Annotated in this window: 17 protein-coding genes; 8 read left to right on the forward strand and 9 right to left on the reverse strand. The window is 67.4% G+C overall.

Annotated features, from left to right (window positions below):
* Positions 1–215: 215 nt before the first annotated feature.
* The gene (locus AC5P60_RS02090) at positions 216–437 is read left to right on the forward strand and encodes an RNA-binding S4 domain-containing protein (protein ID WP_005408703.1); all 222 of its coding nucleotides are present in this window, start codon (positions 216–218) and stop codon (positions 435–437) included.
* Positions 438–448: 11 nt separating this feature from the next.
* Here the strand turns inward: AC5P60_RS02090 and ubiM are convergent, their stop codons facing one another.
* The 4 genes from ubiM to AC5P60_RS02110 form a co-directional block, all read right to left on the reverse strand.
* On the reverse strand, positions 449–1,627 hold the full coding sequence (gene ubiM / locus AC5P60_RS02095) for a 5-demethoxyubiquinol-8 5-hydroxylase UbiM (protein WP_049454701.1): 1,179 nt from the start codon (positions 1,625–1,627) through the stop codon (positions 449–451).
* A 79-nt stretch (positions 1,628–1,706) separates the two neighbouring features.
* Positions 1,707–2,096, reverse strand: a complete 390-nt coding sequence (locus AC5P60_RS02100) for an MAPEG family protein (RefSeq protein WP_049402234.1) — start codon at positions 2,094–2,096, stop codon at positions 1,707–1,709.
* Between the two features lie 11 nt (positions 2,097–2,107).
* The gene (locus tag AC5P60_RS02105; RefSeq protein ID WP_005408699.1) at positions 2,108–2,653 is read right to left on the reverse strand and encodes a DUF4019 domain-containing protein; all 546 of its coding nucleotides are present in this window, start codon (positions 2,651–2,653) and stop codon (positions 2,108–2,110) included.
* Positions 2,654–2,711: 58 nt separating this feature from the next.
* The gene (locus AC5P60_RS02110; protein ID WP_049454703.1) at positions 2,712–3,875 is read right to left on the reverse strand and encodes a COG3904 family protein; all 1,164 of its coding nucleotides are present in this window, start codon (positions 3,873–3,875) and stop codon (positions 2,712–2,714) included.
* A 583-nt stretch (positions 3,876–4,458) separates the two neighbouring features.
* Here AC5P60_RS02110 and AC5P60_RS02115 point away from each other — a divergent pair.
* The 3 genes from AC5P60_RS02115 to AC5P60_RS02125 all read left to right on the forward strand — a co-directional run bounded on the left by AC5P60_RS02115 (position 4,459) and on the right by AC5P60_RS02125 (position 8,097).
* Entirely contained in the window at positions 4,459–5,937 is a 1,479-nt protein-coding gene (locus tag AC5P60_RS02115; RefSeq protein ID WP_483692910.1) for an AlkA N-terminal domain-containing protein, read from the forward strand.
* Positions 5,934–6,425 (forward strand): methylated-DNA--[protein]-cysteine S-methyltransferase, encoded by a 492-nt coding sequence (locus AC5P60_RS02120; protein ID WP_005408696.1) that lies wholly within the window; start codon positions 5,934–5,936, stop codon positions 6,423–6,425. Before AC5P60_RS02115 ends, AC5P60_RS02120 begins: the two co-directional genes overlap by 4 nt.
* A 421-nt stretch (positions 6,426–6,846) precedes the next feature.
* A complete protein-coding gene (locus AC5P60_RS02125; RefSeq protein ID WP_483692911.1) occupies positions 6,847–8,097 on the forward strand; it encodes an alkaline phosphatase family protein in 1,251 nt (416 codons plus the stop codon).
* 100 nt (positions 8,098–8,197) lie between these two features.
* On the opposite strand, the gene AC5P60_RS02130 is transcribed toward AC5P60_RS02125, so the two are convergent.
* Together AC5P60_RS02130 and AC5P60_RS02135 are read right to left on the reverse strand one after the other, a co-directional pair.
* Positions 8,198–8,377, reverse strand: coding sequence for a 30S ribosomal protein THX (locus tag AC5P60_RS02130; protein ID WP_004150462.1), 180 nt, complete (start codon positions 8,375–8,377; stop codon positions 8,198–8,200).
* Positions 8,378–8,487: 110 nt separating this feature from the next.
* Positions 8,488–8,901: a MerC domain-containing protein gene (locus AC5P60_RS02135; RefSeq protein WP_008264835.1), complete on the reverse strand. Its 414-nt coding sequence runs from the start codon at positions 8,899–8,901 to the stop codon at positions 8,488–8,490.
* A 135-nt stretch (positions 8,902–9,036) separates the two neighbouring features.
* On the opposite strand from AC5P60_RS02135, the gene AC5P60_RS02140 reads away from it, so the two are divergent.
* From AC5P60_RS02140 to AC5P60_RS02155, 4 genes are all read left to right on the forward strand, one after another.
* Entirely contained in the window at positions 9,037–11,244 is a 2,208-nt protein-coding gene (locus tag AC5P60_RS02140) for a TonB-dependent receptor (RefSeq protein WP_049403566.1), read from the forward strand.
* Positions 11,245–11,444: 200 nt separating this feature from the next.
* A complete protein-coding gene (locus AC5P60_RS02145; protein WP_049452251.1) occupies positions 11,445–12,011 on the forward strand; it encodes a TetR/AcrR family transcriptional regulator in 567 nt (188 codons plus the stop codon).
* The gene (locus AC5P60_RS02150) at positions 12,011–13,684 is read left to right on the forward strand and encodes an MFS transporter (protein WP_483692912.1); all 1,674 of its coding nucleotides are present in this window, start codon (positions 12,011–12,013) and stop codon (positions 13,682–13,684) included. Before AC5P60_RS02145 ends, AC5P60_RS02150 begins: the two co-directional genes overlap by 1 nt.
* Positions 13,685–13,694: 10 nt before the next feature.
* The gene (locus AC5P60_RS02155) at positions 13,695–14,849 is read left to right on the forward strand and encodes an HlyD family secretion protein (RefSeq protein ID WP_049403564.1); all 1,155 of its coding nucleotides are present in this window, start codon (positions 13,695–13,697) and stop codon (positions 14,847–14,849) included.
* Between the two features lie 60 nt (positions 14,850–14,909).
* Here AC5P60_RS02155 and AC5P60_RS02160 read toward each other — a convergent pair whose 3' ends face one another.
* The 3 genes from AC5P60_RS02160 to AC5P60_RS02170 all read right to left on the reverse strand — a co-directional run bounded on the left by AC5P60_RS02160 (position 14,910) and on the right by AC5P60_RS02170 (position 18,570).
* Positions 14,910–15,401, reverse strand: a complete 492-nt coding sequence (locus AC5P60_RS02160; protein WP_049403563.1) for a Fur family transcriptional regulator — start codon at positions 15,399–15,401, stop codon at positions 14,910–14,912.
* 34 nt (positions 15,402–15,435) lie between these two features.
* The gene (gene gltX / locus AC5P60_RS02165; RefSeq protein WP_049403562.1) at positions 15,436–16,839 is read right to left on the reverse strand and encodes a glutamate--tRNA ligase; all 1,404 of its coding nucleotides are present in this window, start codon (positions 16,837–16,839) and stop codon (positions 15,436–15,438) included.
* A gap of 153 nt (positions 16,840–16,992) precedes the next feature.
* A complete protein-coding gene (locus AC5P60_RS02170; RefSeq protein ID WP_033835533.1) occupies positions 16,993–18,570 on the reverse strand; it encodes a M20/M25/M40 family metallo-hydrolase in 1,578 nt (525 codons plus the stop codon).
* Positions 18,571–18,607: the final 37 nt, after the last annotated feature.

Consider the following 18,607-nt stretch of genomic DNA (forward strand, 5'->3'; position numbering starts at 1 on the left):
GGTCCGCGCTTTGGGCGCCCTTCTTATCGCGTGCCCTGGCGCTGCTCGGTCGGAGGAGATTTCACTCGCTCAGAGCGGGATGATACCGCATTGATCCTGAACGAGGCGTACAGCTTTCCGTGCGCGTGCCGTCATGCCCCGTGCTGGCGCACAATACGCGCCCTCTTCCCGGCCCGGCCGCTGGCCTGCGCCCCTCTTCCCAGGAACCCCGCTCCATGCAGATTCTCGAATTCGACCTCGACGGCGACTACGTCGAACTCAAGCAGCTGCTCAAGCTGGCCGACCTGGTCACCAGCGGCGGCGAAGCCAAGATGGTCATCAGCGAAGGCCTGGTGCGGGTCGACGGCGAAGTCGAACTGCGCAAGGCCTGCAAGATCCGCGCAGGCCAGGTGGTCGAGTTCGCCGACAGCCAGATCCGGGTGCTGGCCGCCGGCTGATGTGAGGCTGTTCAGGCTACGCGCTGGGTCAGGTGCAAGGCAATCAGCTGCCTGAACGGTGCCACGCCCTGCGCCAGGCGCAGGCCGGCCGCCCGCAGCAGCCGCGCCGGGCGGCGATCGTCGGTGTACAGGCTGGCGATCGCATTGGTCGCCTCGTACAGCGGCCGCGACGCCAGCCGGTGACCCCGTTGGTAGCTGGCCAGCATGCCGGCGGCGGCAATGTCGGCACCGCGACGCTGCTGCGCGACGATGCCCTGCGCCAGCCGCTGTGCGCTGGCCAGGCCCAGGTTGAAGCCATGCGCGGTGACCGGGTGCATGCCGACTGCGGCATCGCCGATCAGCGCCGAACGCTCGCCAACAAAACGGTGCGCGTACACACCTACCAGCGGATACGCCTGCGGCGTGGCCACCGGCTGCATCCGGCCCAGCCGATGTTCGAAGCAAGCACTGATGGCCTCGCCGAAGGCCACCTCGTCCATCGCCAGCAGCGCCTCGATCTGCCTCGGCGGCAGCGTGATCACCGCCGAGGCCTGGCCCTCGTTGAGCGGCAGCAGCGCCATCGTGCGGCCGTAGCCGAACCATTCCCAGGCAGTGTGGCGATGGTCGCGCTCGACCTGCATGCGGCACACCAGCATCGACTTGCCGAAGTCGCGCATCTGCGCACCGATGCCGAGCATGCGGCGGGTGGCGGAGAAGCGGCTGTCAGCGGCCACCAGCAGCCGCGCATGCAGTTGGCTGCCGTCATCGAGTTTGACCACATGGCCCTGTGCATCGGCTTGCACGCCCTGCACCTTGCGCCCGTCGAACAGTTCCACGCCGTCCTGGCCCTGTACCGCATCCCATGCGGCACGGCGGATCAGATGGTTGGGTACCAGCCAGCCCAGCGGCTGGCCGTCGACCTGGCTGCTGGCGAAGGTCAGCGCGAACGGCGAGCCGCCGTTCATCACCCTGGCGTCGCGCAGCTCAGCGACTTCGGCCTGCGGCAGGCGCTGCCACAGACCCAGTTGCTCCATGCTCTGCCGCGAGGCATGGGTCAACGCGATCTCCCTGCCATCGAAGGCGGCCTCGGCCAGGGCCTGGCGCGGCTGCACTTCGACCAGCCCGACCTGCAGCCCGCTGCCGGCCAGCGCGCGCGCGAAGCACAGACCTGCCGGTCCGGCGCCAACCACCACCACGTCCATCCTGCGCATGCGCGCCTCCTGCCGATGATTCAGTCCGCGCCAGCATAGCGCCGCGCACCTGAGCGGCCTTGATCTGGATCAGGCCGACTTACAGAAGTGCGAACACCAGCGCCAGGATCGACATCAGCGACACCAGCCACACCAGGCTGCGCACGTAGGGCACGCCTGCGGCGTACAGGGGAAGATAGACCACACGCGCCCAGAAGTAGGCCTGCGCCGCCAGTGCAGTGGTGTCATTGCCGCGACCGGCCACGACCACCGCGATGGCGGCGGCGGCGAAGAACGGGAACGTCTCCAGGAAATTGGCCTGCGCACGCTGCAGGCGCCCGGCCAGAGGGCTGACCGGCTTTGCGTCGCCATCGCGTGCCGAGGCATTCCACTTCATCCCGCGCTCGCGGGTGACCACGGTGGAGGTGGCGAAGATGTAAACGAAGCCGAGCAGGACCGACCAGGCCAGCATCGTCAATTCAGTTGCCATCATTCATCTCCTCAGGGTGCCGACGCACGCAGGCTGTAACCGGCCAGACGCCACACCTGGTCCTCGTCGAAACGGAACGAGACCAGCTCGCGCACCGGCTGCGCGCTGTTGGCGAAACGGGTCGGGAAACTGACGTTGATGTACAGCCCTTCCGGCACCGCGGCACCTGCGCTGTACTTGACCCGGGTGATGGTGGGCTGGCCACGCCCGGCCAGCGCACCCAGGCGCGTGCGCTCGGTGGTCAGCTGGCTGACGAATGCGGCCTTCGGCACCGCACGACGCGCGACGGCGGAGGCGCCATCCCACAGTTCACCGGCGCGGTTGGCATCGACCAGCTGTGCGGCTTTCAATGCAGCAGCGCCCATCTCGGCATCCTGTTTCTGCACCTGGGCCTGCTGTGCAGCGGTCAACGCCGGGGCGCCGGCGGTGGCTGGCTTCGCAGCCGCTGGCGAGGCCGGGGCCGGGCGTGCCGGAGCCGGTGCCGGCGTGGCCGGCGCAGGTGCCTGCGCCAATGCGGTCAGGGGCAGCAGGGACAGCAGCAGGAGCACGCGCTTCATGGACACCGCCGGTTTTCTGGAGAGAACCGCAGTCTACGCCAGCGCGGTGACTATGCCGTCAGCGTGCCGGGGCGTTGCCCTCCACCGCTGCCGCATCAGCCTGCGCGGCGGGCGCGGCGGTGTTCACTGGCGCCTGTTCGGCCACCGGCGGCGGCTCCGACGGTGCCGGTGGCAGCGTTGCCACGTCGATCTCCGACAGTGGGCTTTCTTCCGGGCACACCGCGTCCGGGAAACCGAAGCGCTGCTTCAGCGCCTGGCCGCAGCTGTTGATCGATTCCATGTCAGCGCCTTCCCGCTTGCACTGCTGGTCGAAGGCAATCAGGAACGCGTCCTTGCGTTGCACGAAGTCATCACCACAGGCCCGCATCTGCTTGATCCGTTCCAGATCGTCCTGCACCGCGTTGGTGCCGTCCAGGCCGTACTGGCGCAGCTCATCCTGCGTCAGCAGGCGCAGGCTGCGGTTGGGCACGGTCATCATCAGATCGGCCACACCCACCGCCACGCCGTTGCGCTGCAGGTAGTCCTTCACGTTGTCGTAGACCTCGTGCAGCTCGCGGTTGAGTTCCGCGCGCGAGGTGGCCTTGGAGCTGATCCGCATCATGCGGTGGATGCCGACCTTGCCCGACAGCAGGCGGTTGTCACCGGCAGCCAGCACGAACACGCAGGCACTGTGGCAGATCGAGCCTTCGCGCACCCAGATGGTCCAGCCCGATTCACCGATGCTGTCGCCGGCGACGATCGCCGATTCCACCTGGCCGCCGCTGGAATCCAGGTCGAGGATGCGCTTGTGGATCTTCTGCTCGTCAGCGACCACGGCCAACCGCCACATCATCTCGGCAAAGCCCGGATTGATCTTGCCGGCGTAACGCACGCGCATCAGGCCACGTTCGGCGCACGGCGTCAGCGCCTGGGTGATCTGCTCGCGCTGCAGGCCCTCCAGCTCGACGCCATCGCCCGCCTCACCGGCGTACTCGGTACTGCAGCTGACCCAGGCGCGGCCATTCTCCAACTGCGCCTGCGGCCACGGCCGATCCGCCCGGCTGCGCGGCGGCGCCGGCGGTGGCGGTGCATCGGCGGCATTGATCGACACCATGTTCTCACCATCGCTGGCCGGCGCCCGCGCGGCCTTGTCGGCGGCGGTCACATTGCCCGGATTCTCCAGCTGGCTGCAGCCCGCCAGGGCCAGGCACAACAGGGGCAACCAGCGGAGTTTGGCGGACATCGGGCAACCAGTCTTCACGTGAGCAAGAGCCACAGTCTACCCGTCCGGGGCACGCATTCAGCGCGTGGCACTGAACCCCTTCTGACCCTTGGGAAAAGCGTGTCGACCAGGGTCGACACCTACCAACAGCCGCGCAGAACGCCGTCCCGACAGGTCGCAGGAACCTGTCGAAGGCGGGGTGGGTCCGGTTGCAGGGGCGTGAGCGCCATGGGCCCGAGGCATGCCTCGGGCGGGTTGGGCAGGACGCCCAACCCCGGTCTTGCCGTGTGCGCAGGACAGCGCACACGAGCAAGCGGCGATCGAGCTTACATGGGTGAGGGCGCTTTGCTTGCGAAGCACTGCTTCGCAAGCGCCCGAACGCACAGCCGCCAGCGGCTGGGCCGGGCCCCGGAGGGGTACTTGCAGCGTCCCCTGCAACCGGACCCACCCCGCCCTGCTGCAGGAAACCAGCTTCTGCTGTTGCCGTTGCCGGCCAGCGGCCGGCACTACCACGGGTGCAGGGCGCGGCCCTGCCAGAACCCCCTTCAGCATCCATGTCCGAATGTGGCGAGTATCGCCGTCGCCAGAGGCCTAGACTGGCGCCATGGACACCGCCCTCGCCCTCGACACCGCCGCCTGCGACCGCGCCCGCCTGGCCCGTGACGCACGCTTCGACGGCGTTTTCTTCACCGCCGTGCGCAGCACAGGCATCTATTGCCGCCCCGTCTGCCCGGCGCCGGCGCCGAAGCCACGCAACATCACCTACTACCCGACCGCCGCTGCAGCCGCCGCCGCCGGCTACCGGCCGTGCCTGCGCTGCCGCCCCGAACTGGCACCGCAGGCCCAGCAGGCACTGGCCGGGCAAACCGTGCAGCGCGCCCTCGCCATCATCCACGGCAGCTTCCTGCAGGAGCAGCGCGTTGCAGACCTCGCGCAGAAGATCGGCCTCAGCGCGCGCCAGCTGCAGCGCCTGTTCGTCGAACATCTCGGCGCAACACCCGGGCAGATCCATGCCACCCACCGCCTGCTGCTGGCCAAGCAACTGCTGACCGAAACCACGCTGCCGGTGACCGATGTTGCGCTGGCCGCCGGCTACAACAGTCTGCGCCGCTTCAATACCGCCTTCCTGCAGGGCTGCGGCATGGCACCGACGGCGCTGCGTCGCCAGCACCAGCCGCTGGCCGCCGATGGCGGCGGCCTGGTACTGCGGCTCGTGTACCGCCCACCGTTGGACTTCCCGCGCATGCTGGCCTTCCTGCGCAAGCGCAGCCTGCCTGGCATCGAAATGATCGGCGAAGACAGCTACCAGCGCGTGCTCGGCACACCCGAGCGCCCCACCCTGCTGCGCGTCACCGCCGACCCGAAGCGCCCGGAGCTGCGTCTGCAGCTGGGTGCGGTCGACCCGCGCCTGATCCCCGACATCGTGCGCCGTGTGCGTCGTGTGTTCGATCTGGACGCCGACCTGCAGCAGGTCCATGCCGCCCTGGGCGAGGAACCGCTGCTGGCACGCGGCATCGCCGAACGTCCGGGGCTGCGCGTTCCGGGCGGCTGGGATGGCTTCGAGGTCGGCGTACGCGCCGTGCTCGGCCAGCAGGTCAGCGTCGCCGCCGCCACTACCTTTGCGCGGCGTCTGGTGGATGCGTATGGGGCGCATCTGCCGGGCATGCCGTCCGAGTTCGATCGCCAGTTCCCAGCGCCCGAGGTGCTGGCCGAGGCGCCGCTGGAATCGATCGGCCTGCCGCGCAGCCGCGCAGCCACGGTGCGTGCGCTGGCCGCTGCATGTGCCAGCGGCCAGCTCGAATTCGGACCCGGGCAGGCCCTGGAAGACTTTGTTGCGCGCTGCGTGGCATTGCCCGGCATCGGCCCGTGGACCGCGCAGTACATCGCCCTGCGCGGGCTCGGCCAGCCCGATGCCTTCCCCGCCGGCGACCTGGTGCTGCAGCAGGTGCTCGGCCGCGCACAGGGCCAGCGCCTGAGCGAACGTGCAACTGAAGCGCGCTCGCAACCGTGGCGCCCGTGGCGCGCCTACGCCGTGCTGCACCTGTGGCACCTGTCCGGCACGTTCGTTGGAGAACCGACATGACCCTGTTGTTTGATCGCTTCGACAGCCCCATCGGCGTGCTGACCATCGCCGGTGATGAGCGTGGCCTTTCACATGTGCTGTTCCCGGAAAACCGCCATCCGGCACGCGGACGCGACGACTGGCACTACGCACCGGATGCCCTGCCGGAAGCACGCGAACAGCTGCTGCAGTTCCTGCACGGCGAGCGCAACAGCTTCGACCTTGTGCTGGCGCCACGTGGCACGCCGTTCCAGCTGCGCGTATGGCAGGCGCTGGCACTGATTCCGTTCGGCCAGACCTGGAGTTACCTGCAGCTGGCGCAGCACCTCGGCCAGCCCAGTGCGACCCGCGCGGTCGGCGCGGCCAACGGGCGCAATCCGCTGCCGATCATCCTGCCCTGCCATCGCGTGATCGGCAGCAACGGCGCATTGACCGGTTTCGGCGGCGGGCTGGAAACCAAGGCCGCGCTGCTGCGGCTGGAACAACGCCAGGCCCCGCTGTTCGCCTGAGAGGGCTGGCCGGGCTGCGCCCGGCACCCGCAGAGGCTAGAGCAACAGCAACAGCGGGCTTCCTGCGAGGAGGCAGGGTGGGTCCAGTTGCAGGGGACGCTGCAAGTACGTCCCTGTAAGCTCGGTCGCGCCATCCATGGCGCTCACGCCCCTGCAACCGGACCCACCCAGCCTTCGACAGGTTCCGGCGATCTGTCCGAACGTCGTTCTGCGCAACTGTTGGTAGGTGTCGACCTTGGTCGACACGGTAGATCCACGCCATGCGTGGATGGAAGCATCAGGAATTGTGCCTGGAGAAAAGCCCCCTTCCTGTTGAAGGGGGCGCGCCGACAGGCGCGGGGATAAGGAAAAATGCGCGGACACGGCGCGCGATAGCGCGCCGTGTCTTGGGCGCGTCATTGCGCGGGCTTATCATGCGTGGATGACTTCCGTACGCCTGACCTGCGCGCTGGCGCTGCTGCTGCCATTGGCCGCCTGCACCACCGCGCCCGCCCCTTCCGCCTCCGTTCCCGGTTCCGCCGCTGCGGCTTCGCCTCCGAAGCTGCTGCTGATCTCCATCGACGGCCTGCGCGCCGATGCGCTGGACCGTGGGCTCACTCCGAACCTGCAGCGAATGATCGACGGCGGCGTGCGTGCACGCTGGATGACGCCGTCCTATCCGTCACTGACCTTCCCCAACCACTACACCATCGTCACCGGCCTGCGTCCGGACCACCACGGCATCGTCAACAACAGCATGGACGATGCAACCCTGGGCCGTTTCGAACTGAGCAACCGCGACGCGGTCACCACCAGCGGTTGGTGGGGTGGCGAACCGATCTGGGTCAGTGCCGAGAACGCTGGCGTACGTTCGGCCGCCACGGCGTGGCCGGGCAGTGAGTCTGAAATCCGCGGCGTGCGCCCCAGCAAGTGGCGCGTGTACGACGGCAAGGAACCGCTGGAGCAGCGGGCCGGCATCGTGCTCGACTGGCTGGCGCAGACCGATGCCGATGCACCGCGCCTCACCACGCTGTACATGGAACACGTGGACAAGGCTGGGCACAACTACGGCCCCGGGTCGAAGCAGTACGCCGACGCCATCGTGCGCGCCGACCAGATCGTCGGCCAAGTGCTCGACGGGCTGCAGCAGCGCGATCTGGCCAAGACCACCAACGTGATCGTCGTCTCCGACCACGGCATGGCCAGCGTCGCCGACGGCAACGTGATCGCCACCGAGTCGATGGCCGACCCGGCCATTGCACGCAATATCAGCCAGGGCCAGTCGGTGGGCTTTGCGCCGGTCGCCGGCCGCGAAGCGGAAGCCGAACGCGCCCTGCTCGGACGCCACGCGCACTACGAATGCTGGAAGAAGGAGAACCTGCCGGCACGCTGGCACTACGGCACGCATCCGCGGGTTCCGGCCATCGTCTGTGTCATGGATGAAGGCTGGGATGCCCTGCACCAGGAGAAGATCGCCAAGCGTGCTAAGCAGGATCGAGGTTCGCATGGCTACGACAACGCACTGCCTTCCATGCGCGCAGTGTTCGTGGCCGGCGGCCCGTCGTTCCGCCAGGGCCTGGTGATCGATGGCTTCGACAACGTCGATGTCTATCCGCTGCTGGCCCACCTGCTGCAGGTGCCGGCCGCGCCGAACGATGGCAATCCGGAAACGCTGAAGAAGACACTGCGCTGATGCGGTTGTAGAGCCGAACCCACGCTCGGCTCACCGGACAGGCATAAAAAAACGCGGCGCCAGGCGCCGCGTTTTTCATTGAACCGGTCGCTCGACCGGATCAGGCCTTGGCGACGGCCTTCTTCGCCACAGCCTTCTTCGCCGGAGCCTTGGCCACGGTCTTCTTGGCAACCGGAGCGGCGGCGCCTACGGCGACCTTGCTGGCGGTGTGCGAACGGGCGTTGCCATAGCTGGCGTTGTAGCGCTTGCCCTTGGCGGTCTTGCGGTCACCCTTACCCATGTCTTCAACTCCTCAAATGTGAAATCTGGTTACCCCGTACTGACACGGGTTCGGCGGGCCCGCCTTGCTGGGCGCCCCCGCGCACGATCGAAAATCCTATCACGGAGCGCCTAGTGCGCGCAGCTGGCGTCGTGCACGTGACCGTGGTTGAGGCGCAGGTTGACCAGATGGGCCACACCCACCAGCAGGCCACCGATGGTCATCACCACCGCGTGCGGCACCGCATTGTGGTGCAGCGGGTCATACAGCACGCCGGCCCACAATGCGACCAGGCCGGGAATCAGGAAGCCCAGCGCACGCAGCGCACCGTGCCGGCGGTAGCCCCAGACCAGGCTGAACAACCCCAGCAGGGTCACGAACACCACCAGCGCCTGTTCCACGCCGTCGCTCAGCCAGAACGACAGCCCCAATGAAGGCGCTGCGGCCAGCAGCACCGGGATCACCGCGCAGTGCACCGCGCACAGCATCGAACCAGTGGCGCCGAAACGGTCGAGCAGGTGGCGCAGGCGTGAGGACAGGGACATGACTTCCAGCAGGGTCGGCGAATCGTTATGGAATAATATAACATCCCTCTCCGACCCGCACGGTTTCCCTCCCCCTGTCCCATCGACGGGATTCGTGCGCCCCGCGATTGATACATTGTAACAAAGGACCCGTCCATGCCCGCCCATACCCCACGGCTCAAGCCGCATTCCCTGGCCCTGGCCCTCGCCGCCCTGCTGCCGTCCGTCGCCTTTGCAGCCGGCCAGGACACCGCCCATCGTGACCGCCACCTGACCGAGCTGTCGTCGGTGCAGGTCACCGCGTCGCCGCTGCAGGGTGACGCCGAATCCCTGGCACGCCCGGTGGAGGTTCTGGCCGGTGAACGCCTGGACGAGCAGAAGGCCGGCACCCTCGGCGATACCGTGGCCAAGCTGCCCGGCGTGCAGAGCACCTTCTTCGGCCCCGGCGTCGGCCGCCCGATCATCCGTGGCCAGGAAGGCCCGCGCGTGGCCGTGCTGTCCAACGGCATGGGCAACATGGATGCGTCCACGGTCAGCGCCGACCACGCCACCAGCATCGAACCGTTCCTGGCCGACCAGATCGAAGTACTGAAGGGCCCGGCCACGCTGCTGTTCGGTAGCGGCGCCATTGGTGGTGCGGTCAATGTGGTCGACGGGCGCATCGCGCGCGAGCTGCCTGAGCGGCCGCTCAGCGGTCGTGCCGAACTGCGCGGCAATTCGGTGAACAACGAGCGCAGCGGCATGTTCCGCCTCGATGGCGTCAGCGGAAACGTCGTGCTCCATGTGGATGGCCTGGTGCGCAATGGCGACGACTACCGCATTCCCGGTTACGCGGTGATCGACAGCCTTGAAGACCACCACGACGACCACGACCATGACCACGCGGGCGAGGAAGGCGAAGAACCGCGCCGCGGCCGCCTCGACAACAGTTCGATCCGCACACGCGCAGGTGGCGTCGGCGCAACGTGGCTGGGCGACGGTGGCTACTTCGGCGTGTCGGCCAGCACCTACCGCACCAACTATGGCATTCCCAATGGCGCGCACGTGCACGCCGATGGTGACGATCATGGCCATGACCACGGTCACGACCATGGCGACGAAGAGGAAGGCGGCGACGAGCACGACGTGCGCATCGACATGGTGCAGAACCGCTTCGAGACCAAGGCCGGCATCTACAACCCGGTCTCGTTCCTGAAGAACATCAACGCACGCGTGGCCTACACCGACTACGAACACGTGGAGCTGGAAGCCGGTACGCCGTCGACCCGCTTCACCAACCGCGGCATCGAAGCGCGCCTGGAAGCGGTGCAGCAGCAGATCGGCGGCTGGGACGGCGCCTTCGGCCTGCAGTTCGGCAACAGTGATTTCGGTGCCAAGGGCGAAGAGGCGTTCGTTCCGGATACCGGCACGAAGAACATCGGCCTGTTCGTGCTGCAGGAAAAGCAGTTCGGCCCGTTCAAGCTGGAACTGGGCGGCCGCCACGATCAGGTCAAGCTGGACCCGAGCGGTGACTACCGCCGCCGCACCTTCGGTGCCACCAACCTGTCTGCCGCAGGCATCTGGAAGCTCAACGATGCCGTTGACCTGCGCATCGGCGTGGACAGCTCCGAGCGAGCACCGACCAACGAAGAGCTGTATGCCGCCGGCGCGCACATCGCCACCCGTTCGCTGGAAATCGGCGACGCCAACCTGAAGACCGAGCGCGGCCAGCGCGTGGAACTGGGTATCCACACCCACAGCGAGCGCCTGGACTTCTCCGCGTCGGTCTACCAGACCAGGTTCAAGGACTTCATCTACCTGGCCGACACCGGCATCACCGAGGGCCTGCCGGTGCGCATCTGGACGCAGCAGGACGCGGTGTTCCGCGGTGCCGAGGCCGAAGCGCTGGTGCACCTGTTCGAGGGCGGCGCCGGTGACTGGGATCTGCGCCTGTTCGGCGACTACGTGAAGGCCAAGCTGGATGGCAGCGGCAGCCGCAACCTGGACATCGCCGTGCCGCATGGCGACCACAACCACAACTACACGGTGGAACTGGCCAACACTGGCTATCTGCCGCGTATCGCACCGGCCCGCGTCGGCGCCGACCTGCGCTGGTCGAAGGACGGCTGGCGCGCTTCGGTCGGTGCGGTGCGCTACAGCCGCCAGAAGGACGTCGCCCAGAACGAAGCCCCGAGCGACGGCTACACCCTGGTCGACGCGCACCTGGCCTACCGCTGGGATCGCAACGCCACCAACAGCTACGAGGTGTTCCTGGATGGCAGCAACCTGACCGACCGCGAAGTGCGCCCGCATACCTCGCTGCTGCGCGACTACTCGCCGCTGCCAGGCCGTGGTGTCGCATTCGGCATCCGCGCGTTCTTCTGATCGCGCACGGCGGGGTCAGAGCCCTTTTCGAAGGAAGGGGCTCTGACCCCCACGCCATTCCACGGGGGCCTTCGGGCCCCCGTTTTCATTTCGACCCACGCCATCACACATCCGTCACAAAGATGTGCGTACCACAACAAGCGGACAATCCCGTCACCCAATGTCTCGCCAATCGGACACTTTTGTCCGAAAATAATTCCATGACTGCCCAACGTGCCGATGCCGCCGCCCGCCGTGCCCTCATCCTCGACGCCGCCGATCATGTGTTCGGCCAACACGGTGTCACCGCCCCGCTGGACCTGGTGGTCGAACGCGCCCAGGTAGGCCGCGCCACCCTGTACCGCAACTTCCCGGACCGCACCGCGCTGATCCAGGCGCTGCTGCAGCGCACGGTCGACCGCATCCGGCGCCAGGTCGAGCAGCTCGGCGACCGCGACGACGCCCTGTTCGAGGTGTTCGAGGGCATGGCCCAGCGCATCATTGATTCGCCGGCATTGGCCGATTACTGGCGTGCGGTCGATTCGGACGTGCCGTCCATGCGCACCGCGCGCGAGACCGTGCGCGACCTGCTGGAGGAACCGATCGCGCGCGCCAAGGCCGCCGGGCTGTGCCGTGCCGACCTGGAAAAGACGGATATTTCACTGATCTCGGGCATGCTGGGTGCGGCCCTGCGCGGCAAGACCCGCGACGAGCGCGCTCAGTTGGCCGGGCGCGCCCTGCAGCTGCTGCGTGGGGGTCTCCAGGGAGCTGCCAGCGAGGCCCGTTGATGGTCCAGCCGTATCTGAAGCCGGTTCCGGATTGGGAGGAGCACGAAAAGCCGACCATGCCCGGTTCGGCATCGATGCCCTGGCACCCGCCGTATCGGCGCGCGGCCTATGCGCTGGTATCACTGCTGGTGGCGATCACCGGCGGCCTCGGCAATGCGCTGGTCACCGCCAACCTGCCGTTCCTGCAGGGCCAGCTGGCACTGACCCCGACCCAGGGCAGCTGGCTGGTGGCGGCCTATGCCATGGTGAATGTCACCGCCAACCTGTTGGCCTTCAAGTTCCGCCAGCAGTACGGCATCCGCCTGTTCGCCGAGATCGGGCTGGGCCTGTACGCGGCCCTGGCGGTGCTGCACCTGTTCGTCGGCAGCTTCGAGACCACGATGCTGACCCGCGCCGCCAGCGGCTTCGCGGGTGCGGCCTGTTCGACACTGGGCACGCTGTACATGCTGCAGGCGCTGCCGCGCCGCTTTACCGGCAATCTGCTGGTGGTCGGCGTCGGCCTTTCGCAGCTGGCGGTGCCGATCGCCTGGATCGTTTCACCAGGCCTGGTCGATACCGGCCAATGGCATCAGCTCTACTCATTCGAAGCCGGGCTGGCACTGTGCGCGTTCGCGGCAGTGGTGGTGCTGAAGCTGCCGCCCGGCATCCAGGTGAAAGCCTTCGAACCGCTGGACTTCCTCACCTTTGCCCTGCTCGCACCGGCCGTCGCGCTGCTGGTGATCGTGCTGGCGCAGGGCTACACCCGCTGGTGGCTCAACACGCCGTGGCTGGGCTGGGCCCTGGTCGCCTCGATCGTGCTGTCCACCACCGCCTTCATCATCGAGCACTACCGGCGCAATCCGCTGCTGCAGACACGCTGGCTGGCCAGCCTGCCCGTACTGCATTTCATCGTCGGCGCCTTCCTGATCCGCTTCCTGACCACCGAGCAGTCCTACGGCGTGGTCAACCTGATGCGCACGCTCGGCATGGGCCCTGATCAGTTGCGGCCGCTGTTCGTGGTGATTCTTGCCGGCGTGATCACCGGTATCGCCGGCACTGCACTGACTTTCGGGCCCAAACGGCTGATCCCGCAGCTGCTGATGGCGATCCTGCTGCTGGGCGCCGCCGCGTTCTTCGACCAGCACCGCACCAGCATGGATCGGCCGCACGACTTCTACGCCAGCCAGTTCCTGGCCTCGGTCGGTGCCGGCATGTTCATGGGCCCGTTGATCATGCTCGGCATTTCCGCCGCGCTGAAACAGGGCGTGGACCACATGATCACCTTCCTGGTCACGCTGTCGATCACGCAGACGCTGGGCGGCCTGGCCGGCTCGGCGGTGCTGGGGACCTTCCAGCTGCATCGCGAGCAGCTGTATTCCAGCGCGCTGACCAGCCAGCTCGACCCAGCCGACCCGGTGGTGGCACAGCGCCTGCGCATCCAACAGCAGCTGTACGTCGCCCAGATCACCGATCCGGTGCTGCGCAGCGCGCAGGGCAGCGCGCAGTTGGCGCAGACGACGCGCCGCGAAGCCAACGTACGCGGCTTCAATGATGTGTTCACGCTGAGCGGTTGGTTGGCCATCGGCTTCCTGTGCTGGTTGCTGCTGCTGTCGCTGCGCACCGCCGTGCTCAAGCAATGGCGCAAGCGCCACCCCATTCCCCCCGCTGTGGCCACGCCGGCCGCGCCCCGCTGAGTTCTCGACCATGCCTCCCGTCCCGCCCCGACCCGACGACGCCGACAACGTGACCCCACCGCCGCCGACCGACGCGGCGCCTGCCCCTACGCCGGTAGAACCCGCGGTCGCGCCGAAGTACCTCAAGCCCAGCGCGCGCAGCGTGGTGGTGATGGTGGTGGTGGCCTTGCTGGGCATTGCGCTGATCCTGCGCGCCTGGCACCTGTGGCCGTTCACCAGCAGCGTGATGGTGACCGACAACGCCTACGTGCGCGGCCAGATCACGGTGATGGCGCCGCAGGTGAACGGCTACGTGACCGAAGTGCTGGTGAAGGACTTCCAGCACGTGAAGGAAGGCGAGCCGCTGCTGCGCATCGATGACCGCATCTATGCGCAGCGGGTCGCCCAGGCGCAGGCGACGCTGGACAGCGCACGCGCGGCCCTGGCCAACTCGGACCAGTCCCAGGCGCAGAACCGTGCGCAGATTGCCTCCGCCCGCGCCACGTTGTCGGCCGGGCAGGCGGAGCTGCAACGCTCACGCAACGAGACCAAGCGCTACGAGGAACTGGCCGCGCAGCAGCTGGTGTCGATCAACGATCGCGACAAGTTCCGCACCGCGCAGGCCTCGGCGCAGGCCAGCGTCCAGCAGTCGCAGGCGCAGATCCGCATCGCCGAGGAGACCCTGGTATCGACCCAGGTAGCGCGCAAGAGCCTGGAGGCCCAGGTGGAGAGCGCGCAGGCGCAGCTGGAACTGGCGCGCATCGATCTGGCCAACACGGTGATCCACGCGCCGCGCGACGGCCAGATCAGCGAAGCCAGCGTACGCGTGGGCCAGTACGTCGCCGCCGGTTCGCAGCTGCTGTTCCTGGTACCTGACACGCTGTGGGTGGTGGCCAACTACAAGGAAGGCCAGACCTGGGGGATGGCGATCGGCCAGCCGGCCACGTTCTCGGTGGACGCGTTCCAGGGCCAGGTGCTGCGGGGCCGCGTGCAGGAGATCGCGCCCGCCACCGGGTCGGAATTCAGCGTGCTGCGCCCGGACAACGCCAGCGGCAATTTCACCAAGGTGGTGCAGCGGCTGCCGGTGCGGATATCGATCAACAGGGATCAGAAGCTGGCAAAGCAGCTGCGGCCCGGCATGTCGGTGATCGTGCGGGTGGATACCCGTTCCAAGGCGATGGACTAGGACGCAGGCCCTGTCGCACCGTTTCCAAAATGCCGGCCAGCGGCCGGCACTACCGTTGCGTTAGCCGGCGCAGCGCGCGCAGAGGCCATGCACTTCCAGGGTCTGCGCCTGCGGCTGGAAACCCAGCTCCTTGGCGCGCTTCTCCAGCTGGGTGACGATCTCGCGGTCCTCCAGCTCCACTGCGCTGTGGCAGCTGTTGCAGATCAGGAACGGCACCGAATGCGCGGCACTGCTGGGGTGATGGCAGGCCACGAAGGCATTGACCGATTCCAGCTTGTGCACGAACCCGTTGGCCATCAGGAAGTCCAGCGCGCGGTACACGGTGGGCGGGGCATCCGCGCCCACGCCCTTGCCGTTGCGCACCCATTCCAGCAGCTCGTAGGCCTTGACCGGCTTGCCGGCCTCGGCGATCAGCTTCAGCACATTGGCGCGGATCGGGGTCAGGCGCAGCCCGCGTTCGCGCGAGACGCGCTCGACCACCGCCACGAAATCCGATGCGTCGTGGACGTGGTGGTGCGGGGCGGTACAGGCAATGGCGGTCTTGGCGGGCATGCGTGTTCTCCGGTTCGGGCCTGGCAAGGATGCCTCAGGCCGTTGCTACCTTGGTGATGGCCACATCAATGCGTTTCAAGGCCTGCTCGCGGCCGGCCAGGTACACGGTATGGGAAATGTCAGGGCTGACCTGGGTGCCGGTGATGGCCACGCGCAGCGGCTGGGCGACCTTGCCCATGCCGATCTCCAGCGCTGCGGCCGCGTCATGCAGGGCCACCCCCACCGACTCGGCGGTCCATTCCGGCAGCGCGGCCAGCAGCTCGCGGGCCTTGCCCAGCGCCACCTCGGCACCGGCCTTGAAGTGCTTGGCCACCGCTGCTTCGTCGTACTCGGTCAGCGGCTGGTACCAGACCACGGCCTTCTCGGCCATTTCCTTCAGGGTCTGCACGCGTTCACGCAGGGCGATCACCACATCCTCCGGAGCCGGGCCGGCGGCCACGTCCAGCCCCAGCTTCTGCAGCTGGTAGACCAGGTGCGGCACGATCGCGGCTACGTCCTCGGTCTTCAGGAAGTGCTGGTTGACCCAGCCCAGCTTGGCCATGTCCAGGCGCGAGGCCTTGGAATTGCAGTCCTTCACGTCGAACAGGTCGATTAGTTCCTGGCGGCTGAACAGCTCCTGGTCACCATGCGACCAGCCCAGGCGGGCCAGGTAGCTCAGCAGCGCATCGGGCAGGTAGCCGGCGTCCTTGTACTGCATCACGTCAGCCGCACCGGTGCGCTTGGACAGCTTGGCGCCCTGCTCGTCCAGGATCATCGGCATGTGGCCGAACCTGGGCACCGGCGCGCCGATGCCTTCATACAGGTTGATCTGGCGCGGGGTGTTGTTGATGTGGTCGTCGCCGCGGATGACCTCGGTGATGCCCATGTCCCAGTCGTCCACCACCACCGCGAAGTTGTAGGTGGGGTAGCCGTCCGGGCGGAAGATGACCATGTCATCCAGCTCGCTGTTGGCGATCTCGATACGGCCCTTGATCAGGTCGTCGAACACCACCGTACCTTCCAGCGGGTTCTTGAAGCGGATGACGCGGTTCGGGTCATCCCTGCGCGGCAGGCCCAGCTCGCGCGCAGCACCGTTGTAGCGCGGCTTTTCCTGCCTGGCCATGGCGGCCTCGCGCATCGCGTCCAGCTCTTCGCGGGTCTCGTATGCGTAATACGCCTTGCCGTCGGCCACCAGCTGTTCGGCCACTTCCAGGTAACGGGCGACGCGGTCGGTCTGGTAGATCGGGCCTTCGTCATAGTCCAGACCCAGCCACTCCATCGCCTCCAGGATCGCGTCGATCGCGCCCTGGGTGCTGCGTTCACGGTCGGTGTCCTCGATGCGCAGCACGAACTCGCCGCCACGGTGGCGGGCCTCCAGCCAGCAGTACAGCGCAGTGCGGGCACCACCGATGTGCAGGTAGCCGGTGGGACTGGGGGCGAAGCGGGTGCGGCAGGTCATGGACGGCTCGAGGAACGGGAATCCCCCGATTTTACCAGCCCTCCGCCCCCGACGGAAAAAGCGGACGGAGGGGATTAAGTCGCGATTGCTCAGCCTGGGGCGCTGCAACCGGGAAACGGAGGGGAGAAACGACTTAATCCCCTCCGTCCCCTTTTACGGTTCCACCTTGCGCGGGAACGGCTGCTCGCGCATCGCGGCGTTGTAGGCGAACGAGGCGACGATGGCTGCGGCCTGCTTCAGGTCCTCCGGTTCGGCGTGGTCCCAGGTGTCCAGGTGGCTGTGGTGGACGTTGGTGAAGTAGTCCAGCCGGTCCTGGATGAACTGGAAGCCCGGCAGGCCGATGCGGTCGAAGCTGATGTGGTCGGTGCTGCCGGTGTTGCGGGTGGCCACGGTGGTGGCACCCACGTCATGGAACGGCGCCAGCCAGGCTTCGAAGATCGGCATCGCCGCCAGGTTTTCCTGCGCATAGATGCCGCGGAAGCGGCCCGAGCCGTTGTCCATGTTGAAGTAGACCTGGAACTTGCCGTAATCACGGGTCTTCTGCAGCGCGCCGGTGGGCTCGCGCAGCGAGGCCGGCAGCGCCTTCTGCGCCGGGTCGGTGGGTTCCGGGAAACGACCGAAGTGCTTGGCCACATAGGCCTGCGAGCCGATCAGGCCCTGTTCCTCGCCGCTCCACAGCGCCACGCGGATGGTGCGCCTGGGCTTGGCGCCGGTCGCCTTGAGGATGCGCATCGCCTCCATCATCACCGCCACGCCAGCCGCGTTGTCGGCCGCACCGGTACCGCTGTGCCAGGAATCCAGGTGCGCGCCGATCATCACCACTTCATCGGGCTTGCTGCTGCCACGGATCTCGGCCAGCGTGTTGTAACCGGGCTGGTCGGCCTCATCGGTGAAGCGTGCTGCCACATCCACGCGCAGGCGCACCGTCTGCTTGGCCTCCAGCGCGCGCACCAGCGGATTGAAGTGCTCGCTGATCATCGCCAGCTCGGGGATGCCCACCGACTCGCCGGCCTTGCGCGAACCGCCACCGGCAACGCGGATGATGCCGTTGTCCCAGCTGCTGATGCTGATCGAGGCCAGCGCGCCCTCTTCCACGAAGAACGCATTGACCTTGGTCGCCAGCTGCTGGCGTTCCTGGTACTCCTTGACCCGCTTGGCACGCTCGGCGGTGGCGTCCTTGTCCTTGGGCAGGGTGAACTCCTGCAGGCCTTCCAGCGAGGTGGCGTCGTGGCGATGCGAATCCGCCTCGGTGCCGCGCTTGTACTCGCGCGCCTCGCCCAGCAGCAGGATCTTGCCGCGCAGCTTGCCGCGGTACTTCTCGATGTCTTCGGGCTTCTTGATCTCGACCTGGACCAGCTCGCCCTCAACCGGCCCCTTGGTGCCCGGCGTCCAGGCCTTGGGTAGTGCATGCAGCGGCTGCACGCGGTCGCCCAGCATCTCCACGCTCGCCGAAGTGAACTCCCAGCCGCGCCCGAAGTCGTCGAAGGCCTCGTCGTGGACGTTGTCCAGCTTCCATTCGCTGAACTTGCCGCGGGTCCAGGCGTTGGCGCGGCCCATCGCCGGCGAGTTGGTCAGGCGCGGGCCGATGCGCTCGGTGAGATAGCTGAAGGTGTCCATCACCTGCGAACGGTGGAAGGCCTCCTGGCGGATGCGGCTGACCATGTCCAGGTCCACCGTCTCGCGCTGCTGCGCTCCTGCGTTACCACCCATCGCCAGCGCTGCGGCCAGCATGCCCCACTTCAACACATCGCACCCCTGCCCTTCGGCT

It is taken from the genome of Stenotrophomonas sp. YJH_SMC_120, assembly GCF_059368675.1.

Coding starts and splice junctions, on each gene's coding strand:
- AC5P60_RS02170 (WP_033835533.1), bottom strand. CDS start 18,570: ATGCTGGCCGCAGCGCTGGCGATGGGTGGTAACGCAGGAGCGCAGCAG.
- AC5P60_RS02160 (WP_049403563.1), bottom strand. CDS start 15,401: ATGCCCGCCAAGACCGCCATTGCCTGTACCGCCCCGCACCACCACGTC.
- AC5P60_RS02115 (WP_483692910.1), top strand. CDS start 4,459: ATGGACACCGCCCTCGCCCTCGACACCGCCGCCTGCGACCGCGCCCGC.
- AC5P60_RS02150 (WP_483692912.1), top strand. CDS start 12,011: ATGGTCCAGCCGTATCTGAAGCCGGTTCCGGATTGGGAGGAGCACGAA.
- AC5P60_RS02110 (WP_049454703.1), bottom strand. CDS start 3,875: ATGTCCGCCAAACTCCGCTGGTTGCCCCTGTTGTGCCTGGCCCTGGCG.
- AC5P60_RS02140 (WP_049403566.1), top strand. CDS start 9,037: ATGCCCGCCCATACCCCACGGCTCAAGCCGCATTCCCTGGCCCTGGCC.
- ubiM (WP_049454701.1), bottom strand. CDS start 1,627: ATGCGCAGGATGGACGTGGTGGTGGTTGGCGCCGGACCGGCAGGTCTG.
- AC5P60_RS02120 (WP_005408696.1), top strand. CDS start 5,934: ATGACCCTGTTGTTTGATCGCTTCGACAGCCCCATCGGCGTGCTGACC.
- AC5P60_RS02125 (WP_483692911.1), top strand. CDS start 6,847: ATGACTTCCGTACGCCTGACCTGCGCGCTGGCGCTGCTGCTGCCATTG.
- AC5P60_RS02155 (WP_049403564.1), top strand. CDS start 13,695: ATGCCTCCCGTCCCGCCCCGACCCGACGACGCCGACAACGTGACCCCA.
- AC5P60_RS02090 (WP_005408703.1), top strand. CDS start 216: ATGCAGATTCTCGAATTCGACCTCGACGGCGACTACGTCGAACTCAAG.
- AC5P60_RS02135 (WP_008264835.1), bottom strand. CDS start 8,901: ATGTCCCTGTCCTCACGCCTGCGCCACCTGCTCGACCGTTTCGGCGCC.
- AC5P60_RS02105 (WP_005408699.1), bottom strand. CDS start 2,653: ATGAAGCGCGTGCTCCTGCTGCTGTCCCTGCTGCCCCTGACCGCATTG.
- AC5P60_RS02130 (WP_004150462.1), bottom strand. CDS start 8,377: ATGGGTAAGGGTGACCGCAAGACCGCCAAGGGCAAGCGCTACAACGCC.
- AC5P60_RS02100 (WP_049402234.1), bottom strand. CDS start 2,096: ATGGCAACTGAATTGACGATGCTGGCCTGGTCGGTCCTGCTCGGCTTC.
- gltX (WP_049403562.1), bottom strand. CDS start 16,839: ATGACCTGCCGCACCCGCTTCGCCCCCAGTCCCACCGGCTACCTGCAC.
- AC5P60_RS02145 (WP_049452251.1), top strand. CDS start 11,445: ATGACTGCCCAACGTGCCGATGCCGCCGCCCGCCGTGCCCTCATCCTC.